The organism is Fulvimonas sp. R45, assembly GCF_030504985.1.
Lineage (GTDB): Bacteria > Pseudomonadota > Gammaproteobacteria > Xanthomonadales > Rhodanobacteraceae > Rhodanobacter_A.
Map to the genome: position 1 here is coordinate 21,249 of NZ_JASERU010000003.1, position 14,557 is coordinate 35,805.

Here is a 14,557-nt window from a genome sequence, read left to right on the forward strand (position 1 = left end):
CAGGCCGGCCGCAGACTGCCTCCCTCCACCAGCCACAGGAACGCGTGCATGACCCCGACCGGCGACATCGTGCTGTACGGCAGCAACCCCGGCTTCGCGCTACCCGAATCCAGCCCGTTCGTGATCAAGGCCGAAGTGCAGTTGCAGATGGCGGGCCTGCCCTACCGCAAGGCGCCCGGCACGCCGCCGCAGGCGCCGAAGGGCAAGATCCCCTGGCTCGACGACCGCGGCGAGACCGTGTGCGATTCCACCTTCATCCGCGCGCACCTCGAACAGGCCTACGGCGTGGACCTGGACGAGGGGCTGGACGCACGCCAGCGCGCCGAGTCCTGGGCGATCGAGCGCATGCTGGAAGACCACCTGTACTGGGCGATGGTGTGGTTCCGCTGGGCCGACCCGGACAACTTCGCCAAGGGTCCGGCCCGCTTCGCGGACAGCGCGCCGGAACCGGTGCGGGCGAAGCTGCGCGAGGAACTGTACGCGCGCAAGCTCGCCGACCTGCACAGCCACGGCCTGGGCCGGCACGCGCCCGCGCAGGTCGCCGAACTGGGCGCGCGCTCGCTGCATGCGCTGTCGGTGCTGCTGGGCGACAAACCGTTCGTGATGCGCGAGCGTCCCAGCGCCGTGGACGCGTTCGCCTTCGCCGTGCTGGCCGCGATCCTCACGCCCTTCATCGATTCGCCGTTGCGTCAGGCCGCGCTGCGCCTCCCGAACCTGGTGGCGTACACGGCGCGGATGATGGGCCGCCACTATCCTGCGCACGACTGGCGGCACGACTGAGAGCCTGTTCAATATCTCCCGTAACTCGCGGGAGAGATCTTGAACAGGCTCTGAGCCTCCTGCCGGCGCAGCGCGTGGATAAAATGGCAGCCCCGGCCGTCGATGGCCGAGCCTGTCGACCGAAGGAATCCCCATGCGCTGGTTGCTTTTCCTGCTCGTCCTGTTCGCCCTCGCCGCCTGCAGTCCTGCGCCGCAGCCCTACGACGGCGGCCGCGTGGACAAGCTGGCCGTCACCGACCTCAGGATCGGCACCGGCGCCGAGGCGAAGCCCGGCATGCAGGTACAGGTGAACTACACCGGTTGGCTGTACGACGAGCACGCCGCGGACAAGCGCGGCCGGAAGTTCGACAGCTCGCTCGACCACGGCCAGCCGTTCTCGTTCACGCTGGGCCAGGGCATGGTGATCAAGGGTTGGGACGAAGGCGTCGCCGGCATGCGGGTGGGCGGCAAGCGCCTGCTGCTGGTTCCTGCGGAGCTTGGCTATGGTGCGCGTGGTGCCGGCGGCGTGATCCCGCCCGGGGCGTCGCTGGTGTTCGAGGTGGATTTGCTCGGCGTGACCGGGAGCTGATTTTTGCGCGTGGCGCATCGGTAACCCGCCACGCCCTCGCTTTCTCCAGCATGGTCGACCTCCGGCCTAGCCGAGCCACCATCCCTGCTTTGCGCCCTGTCACCCTCGCCGTCATTCCGGCGCAGGCCTACTACTGTCCGGGCTATTTCCTGCCGCTGGACGAGCTCCTCCCCCTGCGCGCAGGGGAGGGCATCTTCTTCGCTCTCCCTTCGAGGGCAGCCGGTAGTCTTCCCCGCACGCTGTTTGCCGATTTTCGGTGCAAGCTCTTGACCGGCGTCAACCACTATTCCGGACAGCAATGGACGCAGGCCGGAATCCAGTGAAGGACTCGTGCGCAGCACACGAAACCCTTCGGGACAACACGCTCGCCGTCAACCGCCCTCCTTCGCCTCCAGCCGCCCACGCACTGCCGCCGCCAGCTCGAACGAGCGCAGCCGTGCCGCATGGTCGAACACGTTGGCGGTGAGCATCAGCTCGTCCGGCCGGTGCCGCTGGATGAACGCGGCGATGGCCTGTTCCACCGTAGCGGGATCGCCCACGGCGGCGCAGGCCAGCGCGTGCTCCACGTTGCGCAGCTCGTGCGGCGCGGCGACGGCGGCGATGTCGTCCACCGGCGGCGGCAGCAGGCCGGGCATGCCACGGCGCAGGTTGACGAAGGCCTGCTGCTGGCTGGTGAACAGCCGGCGCGCCTCGGCGTCGCTCGCGGCCACCACCACGTTCATCGCCAGCATGGCATAGGGCTGCGCGAGGCGCGTCGAGGGGCGGAACTCGCGGCGGTAGACGTCCAGCGCGGCCTCCATCGCATCCGGTGCGAAGTGCGAGGCGAACGCGTACGGCAGGCCCAGCGCCGCCGCCAGCCGGGCGCCGAACAGGCTGGAGCCGAGCAGCCATACGGATACGTCCGCGCCCGCGCCGGGCACCGCGCGCACCGGCTGCCCCGGCCTGGCCGGCTCGAAGTAGTGCAGCAGTTCCAGCACGTCGTCGGGAAAGCTGTCGGCGGCGTCGGCGTAGCGGCGCAGCGCGCGCATCGTGGCCTGGTCGGTGCCGGGCGCCCGGCCCAGGCCCAGGTCGATGCGCCCCGGATGCAGCGCGGCCAGCGTGCCGAACTGCTCGGCCACCTGCAGCGGCGAGTGGTTCGGCAGCATGATGCCGCCGGCGCCGACGCGGATCGTCGAGGTGCCGCCGGCGACGTGGCCGATCAGCACCGCGGTGGCGGCGCTGGCGATGCCGGGCATGTTGTGGTGCTCGGCCAGCCAGTAGCGCAGGTAGCCGAGGCGCTCGCCCAGCCGCGCCAGTTCCAGCGTGTTGCGGAAGGTGCGGCCGGGGTCGCCGCCTTCGGCGACGGGCGCGAGGTCGAGGATGGAAAACGGGATCATGGCAATCTCCGGAGGGCGCTCCCCATCTGGGGGCTGCCCTGCGGGATTGCCACCCGTCGCCCGCGACCTGGGCGGCGCGCTCAGGCGCCGGGGTTCGGGTTGCCCTTGCTGGCGCCGATGTCCGCGCGTAGGTGGCCGGCGATGTCCGCTGCCGCCGCATCGAGCAGGCCCGGCAAGGCGTGCGCGTAGGCGGAATCGTCCGTGTCCGCCGCCACGTCGCCGGTGGGCCTGGTCGCGTAGTCGTGCCGGCTGACGTAGCCGCGCGCATTGATCGTGCAATGCAGGGACAGGCTCATCGCCACCTTGCCCGGGGCGTCGTCCTGGTCCACCTTCATGCCGGCGTCGAGCGAATCGCAGCCCACGGTGAGGTCGGTGAAGTAGTCCTGCGCCAGCGCCCTGCGCAGCGAGGACTGCAGCGCGTCGGACAGCGCGGGGGCCGGGGTCAGCACCAGCTTCCGCTTCAGCCCCTTCACCTCGACCTGCTCCGGCCCCTTCGCCACCTGCAGCCAGGGCGCGACGCCCGGTGCGACGGCGGTACCCAGCGGCACGTCCATGCGCACGTCATGGCTGCACGCAGCCAGCAACAGCACGGCCCCCACGGCCAGCGCGACATGTTTCATGGTGATTCCCCCATCGGTTACGCAAAGCGCGGGAATGTAATGCAGATGCGGGGCCCGAACCATGTCGAAGCTCGCAATTCCGGCTAGATAGCCGTCCATTTGCGGATACGCCCATGCCTTTGGGCACAGGCCGGTGGAGCGGGCGGCCGCTAGGCTTGGCGGTCCGCCATCACCATCGAGGTCGATCGTGCACAAGTCCCTGCAGGCCGCGCTGCTGGCCGCCTTCGTCGCCGCCGCATGCCAGGCTCCGTCCGCGCTGGCCGCCGACAGCCATCCGCCCGCGGCGCCCGTGCCCGGCAGCGCCAACGGCTTCCACCTGCCGCCGTTCCCCGCCGACGCACATGTCGAGCAGAGCGCGAAGGTGGGTGGCCGCACGCTGAAGTACACCGCCACCGTGGGTTCGCTGCCGGTGCGCGACGCCAAGGGCGACGTGATCGCGCAGGTGATGTTCACCGCGTACACCCTGCCCGGCAAGGATCGCCCGGTGACCTTCGCGCTCAACGGCGGCCCTGGTGCTTCCTCGGTCTACCTCAACCTCGGCGCGATCGGCCCGAAGAAGGTGAACTTCGGCGTGGAGGGCGACAACCCCTCCGACCCCGCCGTGCTGCACGACAACCCCGGCACCTGGCTGGGCTTCACCGACCTGGTGTTCATCGACCCGGTGGGCACCGGCTTCAGCCGCGCGCTGGTGGACGAGAAGCAGGCCACCAAGGACTTCTACAGCACCGACAGCGACATCCAGTACCTCTCGCGCGTCATCTACGACTGGCTGCTGAAGAACGGCCGCATGGAATCGCGCAAGTACCTGGTGGGCGAGAGCTACGGCGGCTTCCGCGGCCCGCGCATCACCGACTACCTGCAGACCCGGCTCGGCGTGGCGATGAACGGCGTGGTGCTGCTGTCGCCCTACCTCGACCCGGCCGCGTCGGACGACGAGAACGTCTCGCCGCTGCCGTGGATGCTCACCCTGCCGTCGATCGCCGCCGCGCACCTGGAGCGCGAGGGCAAGCTCAGCGCCGAGGCGATGCAGCCGATCATCGACTACACCCGCACCACCTACGCGACCGCGCTGATGCAGGGCCGCAGCAACCCGGCGGCCACCGAGGCGATGATCCGCAAGGTCGCCGAGCTGACCGGCCTCGACCCGCTGTTCGTGAAGCGCTCCGGCGGCCGGCTGGAGACGCAGGCCTACCTGCGCGAGGTGTACCGCGCCGAAGGCAAGCTGGGCAGCCGCTACGATTCCAACGTCACCGCCTGGGACCCGTTCCCCTACGCGCCGCGCCAGCGCTCGGGCGACCCCATCCTCAACGGCATCATCGCCCCCACCACCTCCGCGATGGTGAATTTCGTCACCCGCACCGTGGGCTGGAAGTACGACGGTCGCTACAACGCGCTGAGCTACGACGTGAACCGCCTGTGGCACGAGGACGACGATGCGCGCGAGGGCTCGGTATCGCAGCTGCGCGAGTCGGTGGCGAACGATCCCGGCCTGCGCGTGCTGATCGCCCACGGCTGGGACGACCTGTCCTGCCCGTTCATGGCCTCGCTGCTGATCGTCGACCAGATGCCGGCGATGGGCGACCCCGCCCGCGTGCAGGTGAAGGAGTACCCCGGCGGCCACATGTTCTACGCCCGCCCCGCCAGCCAGGCGATGCTGCTGGACGACGTGAAGAAGCTGTACGGCGTGAAGTAGCCGGACGTGTGCTCCAGGGCGGCCAAGCCCGCAGCCAGAACCTTTACCCCGCTCGCCTGCATGCCGGCGAGGAGCCAGGGACCAGGGCGCGCACGCACCTTGCGCCCCGCCCCTGCCTGCAGGAGGGCCGGGGCGGGGCCAGGCAAGCTTGCGATACGCCGTCATTCCTGCGCTTCCCGCGCGCGGCACAACCACCACGCCGCGCGCCACAGCCACAGCACGATCAGCGCGATCAGCAGCTTCTGCTCCAGCCCGCGCGGCATGCCCTTCCACAGCGCATCCACCCACAGCCCGGCGAAGCACGCCAGCGCCAGCGCGAAGGCGGAACGGAAGCGCGCCTGCCAGCGCGCTTCGAGGCGCAGACGCCACGATTGCAACAGCATCGCCACCGTGACGCAGAGGAAGCTGGCCTGCGCCGCGGTGCCGTGCACGAAGCCTTCCAGGGTGGGCGCGCGACCCGGCAGGTTGCTGTGCGCCAGCGCGGTGACCGCCAGCGCCACCCCGGCCGCCACGAACAGCAGCCACGGCGCCGCGCTGCGCGCCCCCGGCGGCAAGGCGCGGTAATAGCCGCCGCCCAGCGTCGCCAGCGCGACCGCCATGGCGACGTACGCCGCCTGCAGCAGCGGTCCCCACGGGCCGATCAGGTAGAAGCTCAGCGGTGCGTCGAGCCAGTCCAGCTCGGGCCGCAGCCCCTGCGTGGCCACCGCCGCGAGGGCGAAGGCCAGGATGCCGGCCAGCGCGACCCGGCCGCAGTGCCGCACGACCACGTCACGCATCGGGGTCGACGCCCGGATGCCGCATGCGCCACGCCGCCAGCGCCTCGCGATAGCGCTCCAGCGCCTCGTCGTAGCGGTCGTACACGCACGGCACGCAGCCCTCGCCACAGCAGTCGGCGGGATCGGGCTCCTCCGGACGGCGCGGCGGCGGGTCGGCGCGGGGCGATTCGGGTGAAGGCGTGCTCATGCCCGATATATCCGGCCCGGCGGCCGCATCGTCAAGCCCGAATCGCGTTTGGACGTCCAATTCCGCTTGGTTTGCGCGCACCATGCTGCCAAGATCGGGCGTCCCACGCCCAAGGAATCGCCGCATGCGCCTGCCCCGTCCGTTCCGTGCCGCCGCCCTCGCCGCCGCGATGCTGGCCTCGCTGCCCGTCTTCGGCGAGTCCGCCGCGCCGGCGCACTACCGCATCGTGGGCTACACCGTCGGCCGCAATCCGGTGCAGGACAAGGACATCGGCAAGATCGACACGCTGATCTTTGCCTTCGCACGGCCGAAAGACGGCCGCGTCGTGCTGGACGACGCGGCGGCGCGACGCCTGCGCCAGGTCGTCGCGCTGAAGGCCGCGCACCCGCGGCTCAAGGTGGACATCTCGGTGGGCGGCTGGGGCGTCGGCGGCTTCTCCGAGGCGGCCGGCACCGCAGCCGGTCGCCAGGCATTCGCCGACAGTGCGGCGCAGCTGGTCGCCGCGAACGGCGCCGACGGGCTCGACGTGGACTGGGAGTACCCCGGCCACCACGAGTCCGGCATCCGCTCCAGCCCGGCCGACCGCGCCGACTTCACCCTGCTGCTGCAGGCCGTCCGCGCCAGCCTGGACCGCGTGGGCGCCGCGCACGGGCGCACCGGCGCGAACCACTACACGCTGAGCATCGCCGCCGCCGACGGCCCCTTCGTGGACGGCATCGACATCGCCGCGGTGGCGCCGCTGCTGGACTGGTTCAACCTGATGACCTACGACTTCGTCAACGCGATGACGCCCACCACCGGCCACCACACGGGGCTGCACGCCTCCGCGCTGATCGCCGGCGACGGCCGCACCACCGACCGCGCGGTGGCGCAGTTCCTGGCCGCCGGCGTGCCGCCGCGGAAGCTGGTGATCGGCGTCGCGTTCTACGGGCGCGAGTTCGACGGCGTAGAGCCGGCCCACGACGGCCTGTACCAGCGCTACACGCACTTCACCGGCATGCGGCCGTGGCCGCGGCTGAAGGCCGACTACATCGGCAAGCACGGCTACGTGCGCCACTGGGATGCCCAGGCGCAGGCGCCCTGGTTGTGGAACGCGCAGACGCGCCACTTCGTCAGCTACGACGACCCGCAGTCGATCGCGGCCAAGGCCGCCTTCGTCAAGGCGAAGCGGCTGGGCGGCATCATGTACTGGGAACAGGGCCTGGACCCGGGCGACGAACTGCTCGACGCGATCTGGAACGACCTGCGCTAGGCTTCGCCCTCATCCAGCAGGGCCACGACATGTCCGATCCAACAGCCACGAAACGCGGCGGCTACCTCTTCATCGCCGCCGGCGCGATGTTCTTCCTGGCCGCCGCGTTCGGCCGGCAGGTGGCCTTCGCCGGCGTGGGCGCCGCCTTCGTGGCGATCGGCGCGTCCTGGCTGGCCAAGGCCCGGCGCGGCCGGTGACCGTGGCGGGCCGTAATGACCCGCCACGCGCGACGCCGCGACGTCACTTCGCCGGCTTGCGGAAGCGGTAGACGAACTGGTCGGTGTGGCCGCGTATCGACTTGTCGAACACCTTGATGTCGAGCGGGTCGGCGGGGTTGCGCAGCACCTTGCTCTCGCCGTCGAAGACGAAGCCGGCCGCCTCCACTTCCTGCTTCACCGTGGCCGGGTCGATGCGGTGCAACGTGTCGGTGTCCGCCAGGCCCGAACCGGCCGGCGCGGCATGGTCGATCACCACGAACACGCCGCCGGGCCTGAGCGCGTCGAACACCGCCTTGTCGAACTTCGCCATGTCCACCGGGCCCATGAACGGGTCGTGGTAGTCGTGGTAGTTCTGCGCGGTGAACACCAGGTCCACCTTGGCCGGCACGCTGAGCTGCGCGGCCGGCTGCTCCAGCACGCTGACGTTGGCGTAGTGCGGGGTGGCGGCCAGCTTGCGCCACTCGGCCAGGCTCTTGGTCGAATACTTCGCCATCTCGTCCGGCCATACGGTGTAGACATGGCCGTGCGGGCCCACCACGGCGCTGAACATGCGCGTCCAGTAACCGCTGCCGGGCACCAGTTCCAGCACTTTCTGGCCGGGCTTGACCCCGGTGAAAGCCAGCACCTCGGCGGCCTGGCGGCGTGCGTCGTCGGCCTGGTCGGCCTGGCGCGCGGGATCGGCCAGGGCATGGCGGATGTACGACGGCACCGTGGCCGCGGACTGCGCGGGCGGGGCGGCCGACGCGGCGACGGGGAGGACGAGGGCGACGAGTACGGCAAGCACGGCAGGACGCATGGCAGGCTCCTCGATGTGGACGGGTCTCCTGATTGTGCGCCTTGTCGCGCCCGCCGTGGGCATGCCTTCCGGCCTACCGCGCCGCGCCACCTGCTGCGGCGGCGCGATTCCGCTACCCTGACCCCGGCGCCACGCCGCCGCTCGCCGGCGACGCGCACGCACGAGCCCGGCGCGGGCGTGCCCGCGGCCGGTCCTGTGGTGGCCAGCCGACGGGACGTCCATGACCCGCATTTCGCACCTTGCCCGGCGCATCTACGAGAAGTGGAAGCGCGACACGCTCAGCCAGAGCGACTTCCGGCCCAGTGTCAGCATCCTCAAGCTGTCCTTCATGGCGGTATTCGTGGGCGTCGCCGCGGCGCTGGTGGCCTGGCTGCTGTACCGCATGATCGGCTTCGTCACCAACCTGGCCTTCCTGCAGCGCATCGCCTTCGACTTCGTGCCGCCGGCGGCGGGGCATTCGCGCTGGGCGATCGTGCTGGCCCCCATCGCCGGCGGACTGGTGATCGGCCTGATGGCGCGCTTCGGCACCGACCGCATCCGCGGCCACGGCATTCCCGAGGCGCTGGAGGCGATCCTGTTCCGCAAGAGCCAGATGATGCTGAAGGTGGCGATCCTGAAGCCGCTGTCGTCCGCCATCGCCATCGGCACCGGCGGGCCGTTCGGCGCCGAGGGGCCGATCATCATGACCGGCGGCGCGGTCGGCTCGCTGTTCGGCCAGGCGTTCTACCTCACCTCGATCGAGCGCCGCACGCTGCTGGTGGCCGGCGCCTGCGCCGGCATGGCGGCCACCTTCAGCACGCCGATCGCCGCCACCCTGCTGGCGGTGGAACTGCTGCTGTTCGAGCTGCGTCCGCGCAGCACCATCCCGGTGGCCATCGCCTGCTTCGTGGCCGACGCGCTGCGCCCGTTCCTGCTCGGCCCCGGCCCGCTGTTCCCGGTCGACGCGGTGTTCCGGGTGGGCCTGCCGCAGCTGTCCATGGCCGCGGTGTGCGGCTTCCTCGCCGGCCTGCTCGCCACCGCGATGACCGCGGCGATCTACAAGGTGGAAGACGGCTTCCACAAGCTGCCGCTGCACTGGATGTGGTGGCCGGCGATCGGTGCGGTGGCGGTGAGCCTGGGCGGCCTGCTCGACCCGCAGGCGCTGGGCGTGGGCTACGACGTGATCGACCAGCTGCTCACCGGCAAGCTGGTCGGCGCCGCGATCCTGGTGTTCATGCTGGTGAAGGGCGCGATGTGGACGATCTACCTCAGCTCGGGCACCTCCGGCGGCGTGCTGGCGCCGCTGCTGGCGCTGGGCGCGGGGCTGGGCGGGCTGGAATCGCTGGTGTTCCCGGGGCCCGATCCGCGGCTGTGGCCGCTGCTGGGCATGGGCGCGATGCTGGCGGGGGTGATGCGACTGCCGTTCACCTCGATCATGTTCGCGCTGGAACTCACCCACGACGCCAGCGCCCTGCCCGCGCTGCTGGTGGCCTGCACCACCGCCTACGGCGTCAGCGTGTTCCTGATGAAGCGCTCCATCCTCACCGAGAAGATCGCCCGCCGCGGCTTCGACATCTTCCGCGAGTACACGGTGGACCGGCTGGAACACATGTCGGTGCGCGAGGTGATGACCACCGAGATGCTCACCGTGCCCGGCGACACTTCCGTGCGCGAGGCCGCGCAGCGCTACTTCGGCGCCGACCAGAAGTACCGCGCCTATCCCGTGGTCGATGCCGACGGCCACCTGCTGAACATGCTCGACCGCGCCGAGATGGCGCGCCTGCGCGAAGCGGACGCCGACGGCACCGCCACGCTGGCCGCGCTGCTGGGCAAGGACCCGGTAGTGGCCTTCCCGGACGAGAGCTGCAAGAGCGTGGCGATCCGCGCCGCGGTGGAAAAGCTCGACCGCATTCCCGTGGTGGACGCCGACGGCCGGCGCCTGCTCGGCATGGTCACCCGCTACGACCTGCTCAAGCCCTACACCCACTACCACCTGGAAGAACGCGTGCGCGAGCGCTTCATCGGCGGCCGTCCGGTGGCGTAACGCCTTGCTCACACGCCGCTTACCCCTGCCGGCGTAGTGGAATGCGCGAGTCCAGGGTACCGCCGGACCGCCGGCGGGCCTGGCTGGACCGGCTGGCGGGAGGGGTTCCATGAAGAATCGATGTGTGTTCAGTACCCGCGACCTGGCCGCGGCGCGCGCCGCGATGCAGGCCGCGCACCAGGCCGGCGTGGCGCATCGCGACATCGCCCTGCTGGCGCGCGAGGACATCGAGCGCGACCTGCGCGAACACTGCCTGCAGGACCGCAACGACTTCTATCCCGCGTTGCTGCGCGGCGCGCTGTGGGGCGGCGGAGGCGGCCTGCTGCTTGGCCTGGCCGCCGGCCTCGTCACCGCCTCCACGGACCTGCCGCTGGCCGGCGCGCTGGCCACCTGCGTGGTCGGCGCCGTCGCCGGTTGCTGCATGAGCGCGGTGGCGGGCGCGGCGGTTCCCGATCCGGTGGACCGGCGCTTCCGCCACGAGATCGACAGCGGCCGCGTGCTGGTGGTGGTGGACGCGCCGCACCGGCGCCTGGCCGAAGTGGAAGCGAGCGTGGCGCGCACCGGCGCCGAGCCGCTGCCGTTCCACGCGCACACCGTGTTGTGTTGAGCGGCAGGCATGGGCCGGCGGCTCTTCCGCGGAGCTCCTTCGTCGCGCTTGCACGGCTGGCCGGGCGGCCCGCCGCTCACGGCGCGGCGGGCAGGCTCCGGCCGGTCAGGCGGGCGCGGATCTCGCGCAGCCTGGCCTTGATCGCGGCCTCGTCGGCCGGGCCGGTGCGCAGCAGGATCTTCTGGCCCGCCGACAAGGCTTCCAGCGACGGATCGGCGTATTCGTAATGGCCGTTCACCGCGGTCAGCGCCGCGGGCTGCGCCAGTTCGGGCGTGGCCAGCAGGTTGTCGATCGCCACGATCAGCCGATCGTTGAAATAGCCGTGCGGATAGCCGAGCTGGCGATACGCCTGCTGGAACAGCGGATAGGCATGCACGTACCCGTCGACCAGGGCCTGCGTGTCCACGCCCTGCAAGGCCTGCAGGTAGGGCGCGTAGCGCTCGGCGTTGCGCGGGTCCGCCACGGTCGCGCCGCCCGATTGCAGCGCGACGAACGCACCCTTCGGCGCCTGCACCGGCAGCACGGAACGGCCCAGCGTGTGGCGCGGCAGCGCGTCCACCGTGGCCACGATGCGCGGGATGATCTGCGAGGGGATCAGCAACGCCAGCAGGCCATCACCTCCCGGCAGCGCACCCAGCGCCGAGCGCACGCTGGCGTCGCTGTCGTCCAGCGGCGGCAACGGCGCGGTAGAGGCGCTGGCCGGCGCGGATGCCTGCATGATCGGATGATGCTCCATAGGCGCGTTCGCGGCCGTCGTCGCGGTGCCGGCGGGTGCGGCGACCGGCGTGGGCGGCGCCTCCGGGTGCATCGCCCGGTATGCCAGATAACCGCCTGCCGCGACCACCGCCGCCAGCACGATGACCGCCACCGCCCAACCGCCTGCCGAGGATTGCCTGCTCACCATCCGCCCCGCTTCGTCCGCATGTTCATGGTTGTGACTCGCGCATGCCCGATTCGTTCATTGCGCGAATACTCATGCATGCGCTACAGCAAGGCCAGCATGACCGGCACCAGCACGCCACCGGCCAGCGCCAGGCTCACCAGCCGCTTGTTGCGGGTGTAGCGGTAGGCCATGTACACGCCGCTGAGCGTGGACAGCAGCAGGCCCAGCGCGACCAGCGCGCTGAACAGCTTCAACGGCAGCGCCGATGGTTTGCGCACAGCGGTGCGGATGGGTTCGGCCGCAGGTCTCGCCGCTGCGCCGATCGCTGCCGGTGGAGCCCGCCTGGCGGGCACGGCCATGGTCTGCTTCTTGTGCAATTGCGCCGCTACCGCCAGCCACGCCGGCGGGTGGTAGTCACTGCCGCGGTGCGCCTCGTGCAGGCCGAACACCTGCAGACCGCCGGTGACCGCGAAGAACAGCAGCGCCGGCGCGCTGAAGGCGCCCAGGTACAGGTGCAGCTGGCGGACGAACTTGAGCAGGCGGTGGCCAGCGGACATGAGAATCTTTCGCATCTGGAAAACGCGGACTGTAGCGACAATCCACGCCTTCCAACAAGCCGCCGCGCCATCGCGGCGAGCCGTGGCGAATCAACCGCCCCACCGCTGCGGGACGCCGGCCGGCGTGCGCCGTTCAGGCCTGGACGGCGGGCCTGTCCACGGCACCCTGCCCGCACGGCGGATGACCGCAGCCGCAGTGTTGTTGCTGTCCGCCCTGGGCGGGTGGCTTCGATGCCGCCTCGCGGCAGTAGTCGCTGCAGTACTGCCCGCCTCCGGGCACGGTACAGCGACAGGGGGCATGACCACAGCGATAGCCGTTGTCCGACATGGCACGAACTCCAGGCGGGACGTCGATCGTCCCGGTGTCGCCGTCCAGCGCGGATGAACCGCGCGTCCAGGCGGCGTGCCCGGACGCGCGGCGATGCCGCTACCGCCCCAGGTCCTGCAGGAAGCGGTGGGTGTACTGCAGGGCCGGGCCGCTGATGCCATCGCCGGTGGCGCTGGCGGCCGACGGGTTGTCGCGGTCCAGCGACCAGAAGTGCAGGCCGGCCAGGCCGTTGGCCTTGGCGTAGTTGACGATGGTGTCCACGTTCGACAGCGTGAACGTCTCGCTGACGGTGTCGTTGATGCCGATATCCGGGGTCAGTTCGATCTTGCTGGCCGGGACGCCGTAGGTGTGCTCCAGGTTCAGCACCGCCTGGATCGCGGACTGGCCCATGTCGCACGCGCCGTTGACCACCACGCACAGGCCCGGACCGGTGCTGCCGTAGTCCATCACCATCAGGTTGATGGTGTAGTTCTGCAGATTGCTTGCCTTGATCGCCTGCATCACCGAATTGCCCAGCGTGTTCAGGCCGCCGTAGCTGCCGTCCGACGCCGCCAGCGTCTGCAGGGTGAAGGAGAAGCGCAGGTTCGGGTACAGCGTCTGCGCATAGGCCGCGTTGGCGACCAGATTGCTGATCACCTGCGGGGTCTGCCCGCCCTCGATGTCGAAGTCCACGCCGACCATGTGCGGCGACATGTAGCGCGACAGGAACTGCGCCATGCCCGATTCGCTGGAACAGGTGAACACGCCCGCCTGCCCGCCGGTGGAGACGACGTAGTCGAGGCCCGCGCTGTCCAGCGAGGCGATATTGGCGCTGGCGAAGCTCGCGCCCGGAATGCCGCCCCAGTTCTCGCTGCCGCACTCGCCGGTGGCGAAGGCCAGGGTGATCGCGCCCAGGTTCGGCACCACCGCGGGGAACAGTCCGCCGCTGCCCACCACCGGGATCCGCGTACCGGTGACCGCGGTCTCCATGGTGTTGGTGTTCCAGTCGGCGTTGATGGTGACGTCCTTGTAGGGACTGAACAGCAGGCCGCTGGGCGAAGGCGAAGGCGTGGGCGTCGGGGTGGGCGTCGGGGTGGGCGTCGGTGTCGGGGTGGGCGTCGGGCTGGGCGAACCGCCGCTGCACGAACCGATCGCCGTCCACGGCTGGCCGCTGCCGCCGGGACCGCTGTGGGTGGCCGGGTCGTCGCCCTGGGTCCACCAGTTGGCCTGGTAGTTCTCGCCGTTCTCGCTGACCGTGGCGCCACCGTTGTAGGCCGTCGAGGCGTTCCAGGCCGGGTCGCAACCGCCCGAAGGCGACGGCGTCGGGGTGGGCGTGGGGGTCGGCGTGGGCGTCGGGCTGGGCGAACCGCCGCCGCAGGCGCCCTGCGACGTCCACGGCTGCCCGCTGCCGGTGGGACCGTTGCTGGTGGCCGGGTCGTTGCCCTGCGTCCACCAGTTGGCGAGGTAGTTGACGCCGTTCTCGCTGACGGTGGCGCCGCCGCTGTAGGCCGTGGCGGCGTTCCAGGCGGCGGCGCAGGACGTCTGCGTCGCCACGGCGGCATGCGCCGTGGATACCGGCGCCATCGCCAGCAGGCTCACCGAGAGGCTGGCGGCAATGGCGCCGCCGAGGGTATTCAGCGCGAGGCGCGACCACACTTCCGATCGTTTGGCATGCATGAACTGTCTCCTGGTTGATACATCGCTGCGAATGCTTTGCCAGGCGAATCGCGGCCACCTCCGTCGGCCGTGTGGGGACAGTCGCCTCGTCGCTCCCTGCGCCTACCGCGTGTCATGGTGGAACCTGGCCACTACTAGACCTTGATGACAACGTTGTCTAGCCACCATTCGGCATAACTGCGAAGGCGTTGGCATTCCGCTGTGCACAAGGTTTGGCGCCAGGGCACCGGGGCCTTC

At 70.7% G+C, this 14,557-nt stretch carries 15 protein-coding genes; 7 read left to right on the plus strand and 8 right to left on the minus strand.

What is annotated here, in order from left to right; genetic code table 11:
- The first annotated feature begins 48 nt into the window (after positions 1 to 48).
- Positions 49 to 780, plus strand: a complete 732-nt coding sequence (locus QMK61_RS03165; RefSeq protein WP_302070357.1) for a glutathione S-transferase family protein — start codon at positions 49 to 51, stop codon at positions 778 to 780.
- A gap of 133 nt (positions 781 to 913) precedes the next feature.
- Positions 914 to 1,348, plus strand: a complete 435-nt coding sequence (locus QMK61_RS03170; RefSeq protein WP_302070359.1) for an FKBP-type peptidyl-prolyl cis-trans isomerase — start codon at positions 914 to 916, stop codon at positions 1,346 to 1,348.
- A 371-nt stretch (positions 1,349 to 1,719) separates the two neighbouring features.
- Here QMK61_RS03170 and QMK61_RS03175 read toward each other — a convergent pair whose 3' ends face one another.
- Together QMK61_RS03175 and QMK61_RS03180 are read right to left on the minus strand one after the other, a co-directional pair.
- Complete coding sequence (locus tag QMK61_RS03175) at positions 1,720 to 2,724, minus strand: LLM class flavin-dependent oxidoreductase (RefSeq protein WP_302070360.1); 1,005 nt, start codon at positions 2,722 to 2,724, stop codon at positions 1,720 to 1,722.
- A gap of 80 nt (positions 2,725 to 2,804) precedes the next feature.
- Entirely contained in the window at positions 2,805 to 3,344 is a 540-nt protein-coding gene (locus tag QMK61_RS03180) for a hypothetical protein (RefSeq protein ID WP_302070362.1), read from the minus strand.
- Between the two features lie 187 nt (positions 3,345 to 3,531).
- On the opposite strand from QMK61_RS03180, the gene QMK61_RS03185 reads away from it, so the two are divergent.
- Positions 3,532 to 5,037: a peptidase S10 gene (locus QMK61_RS03185; RefSeq protein WP_302070364.1), complete on the plus strand. Its 1,506-nt coding sequence runs from the start codon at positions 3,532 to 3,534 to the stop codon at positions 5,035 to 5,037.
- A gap of 161 nt (positions 5,038 to 5,198) precedes the next feature.
- Here the strand turns inward: QMK61_RS03185 and QMK61_RS03190 are convergent, their stop codons facing one another.
- Complete coding sequence (locus tag QMK61_RS03190; RefSeq protein ID WP_302070366.1) at positions 5,199 to 5,813, minus strand: DUF998 domain-containing protein; 615 nt, start codon at positions 5,811 to 5,813, stop codon at positions 5,199 to 5,201.
- Positions 5,806 to 6,000 carry an oxidoreductase-like domain-containing protein gene (locus QMK61_RS03195; RefSeq protein WP_302070368.1) on the minus strand — a complete coding sequence of 65 codons (195 nt, stop codon included), beginning with the start codon at positions 5,998 to 6,000 and terminating at the stop codon, positions 5,806 to 5,808. The genes QMK61_RS03190 and QMK61_RS03195 overlap by 8 nt, the downstream gene beginning before the upstream one ends.
- Before the next feature lie 124 nt (positions 6,001 to 6,124).
- Between QMK61_RS03195 and QMK61_RS03200 the strand changes: the two genes are divergently transcribed.
- Positions 6,125 to 7,252 carry a glycoside hydrolase family 18 protein gene (locus tag QMK61_RS03200; RefSeq protein WP_302070369.1) on the plus strand — a complete coding sequence of 376 codons (1,128 nt, stop codon included), beginning with the start codon at positions 6,125 to 6,127 and terminating at the stop codon, positions 7,250 to 7,252.
- Between the two features lie 29 nt (positions 7,253 to 7,281).
- Positions 7,282 to 7,449, plus strand: coding sequence for a hypothetical protein (locus QMK61_RS03205; RefSeq protein ID WP_302070370.1), 168 nt, complete (start codon positions 7,282 to 7,284; stop codon positions 7,447 to 7,449).
- Positions 7,450 to 7,492: 43 nt separating this feature from the next.
- Here the strand turns inward: QMK61_RS03205 and QMK61_RS03210 are convergent, their stop codons facing one another.
- On the minus strand, positions 7,493 to 8,266 hold the full coding sequence (locus QMK61_RS03210) for a methyltransferase (RefSeq protein WP_302070371.1): 774 nt from the start codon (positions 8,264 to 8,266) through the stop codon (positions 7,493 to 7,495).
- A 220-nt stretch (positions 8,267 to 8,486) separates the two neighbouring features.
- Between QMK61_RS03210 and QMK61_RS03215 the strand changes: the two genes are divergently transcribed.
- Positions 8,487 to 10,289, plus strand: coding sequence for a chloride channel protein (locus tag QMK61_RS03215; protein ID WP_302070373.1), 1,803 nt, complete (start codon positions 8,487 to 8,489; stop codon positions 10,287 to 10,289).
- A 109-nt stretch (positions 10,290 to 10,398) separates the two neighbouring features.
- Positions 10,399 to 10,896, plus strand: coding sequence for a hypothetical protein (locus QMK61_RS03220; protein ID WP_302070374.1), 498 nt, complete (start codon positions 10,399 to 10,401; stop codon positions 10,894 to 10,896).
- Positions 10,897 to 10,972: 76 nt separating this feature from the next.
- Here the strand turns inward: QMK61_RS03220 and QMK61_RS03225 are convergent, their stop codons facing one another.
- The 3 genes from QMK61_RS03225 to QMK61_RS03235 form a co-directional block, all read right to left on the minus strand.
- Positions 10,973 to 11,800 carry a DUF3014 domain-containing protein gene (locus QMK61_RS03225; protein WP_302070375.1) on the minus strand — a complete coding sequence of 276 codons (828 nt, stop codon included), beginning with the start codon at positions 11,798 to 11,800 and terminating at the stop codon, positions 10,973 to 10,975.
- 80 nt (positions 11,801 to 11,880) lie between these two features.
- Positions 11,881 to 12,336 carry a PepSY domain-containing protein gene (locus tag QMK61_RS03230; RefSeq protein ID WP_302070376.1) on the minus strand — a complete coding sequence of 152 codons (456 nt, stop codon included), beginning with the start codon at positions 12,334 to 12,336 and terminating at the stop codon, positions 11,881 to 11,883.
- A gap of 427 nt (positions 12,337 to 12,763) precedes the next feature.
- On the minus strand, positions 12,764 to 14,320 hold the full coding sequence (locus QMK61_RS03235) for a carbohydrate-binding protein (RefSeq protein ID WP_302070377.1): 1,557 nt from the start codon (positions 14,318 to 14,320) through the stop codon (positions 12,764 to 12,766).
- Between the last annotated feature and the right edge of the window lie 237 nt (positions 14,321 to 14,557).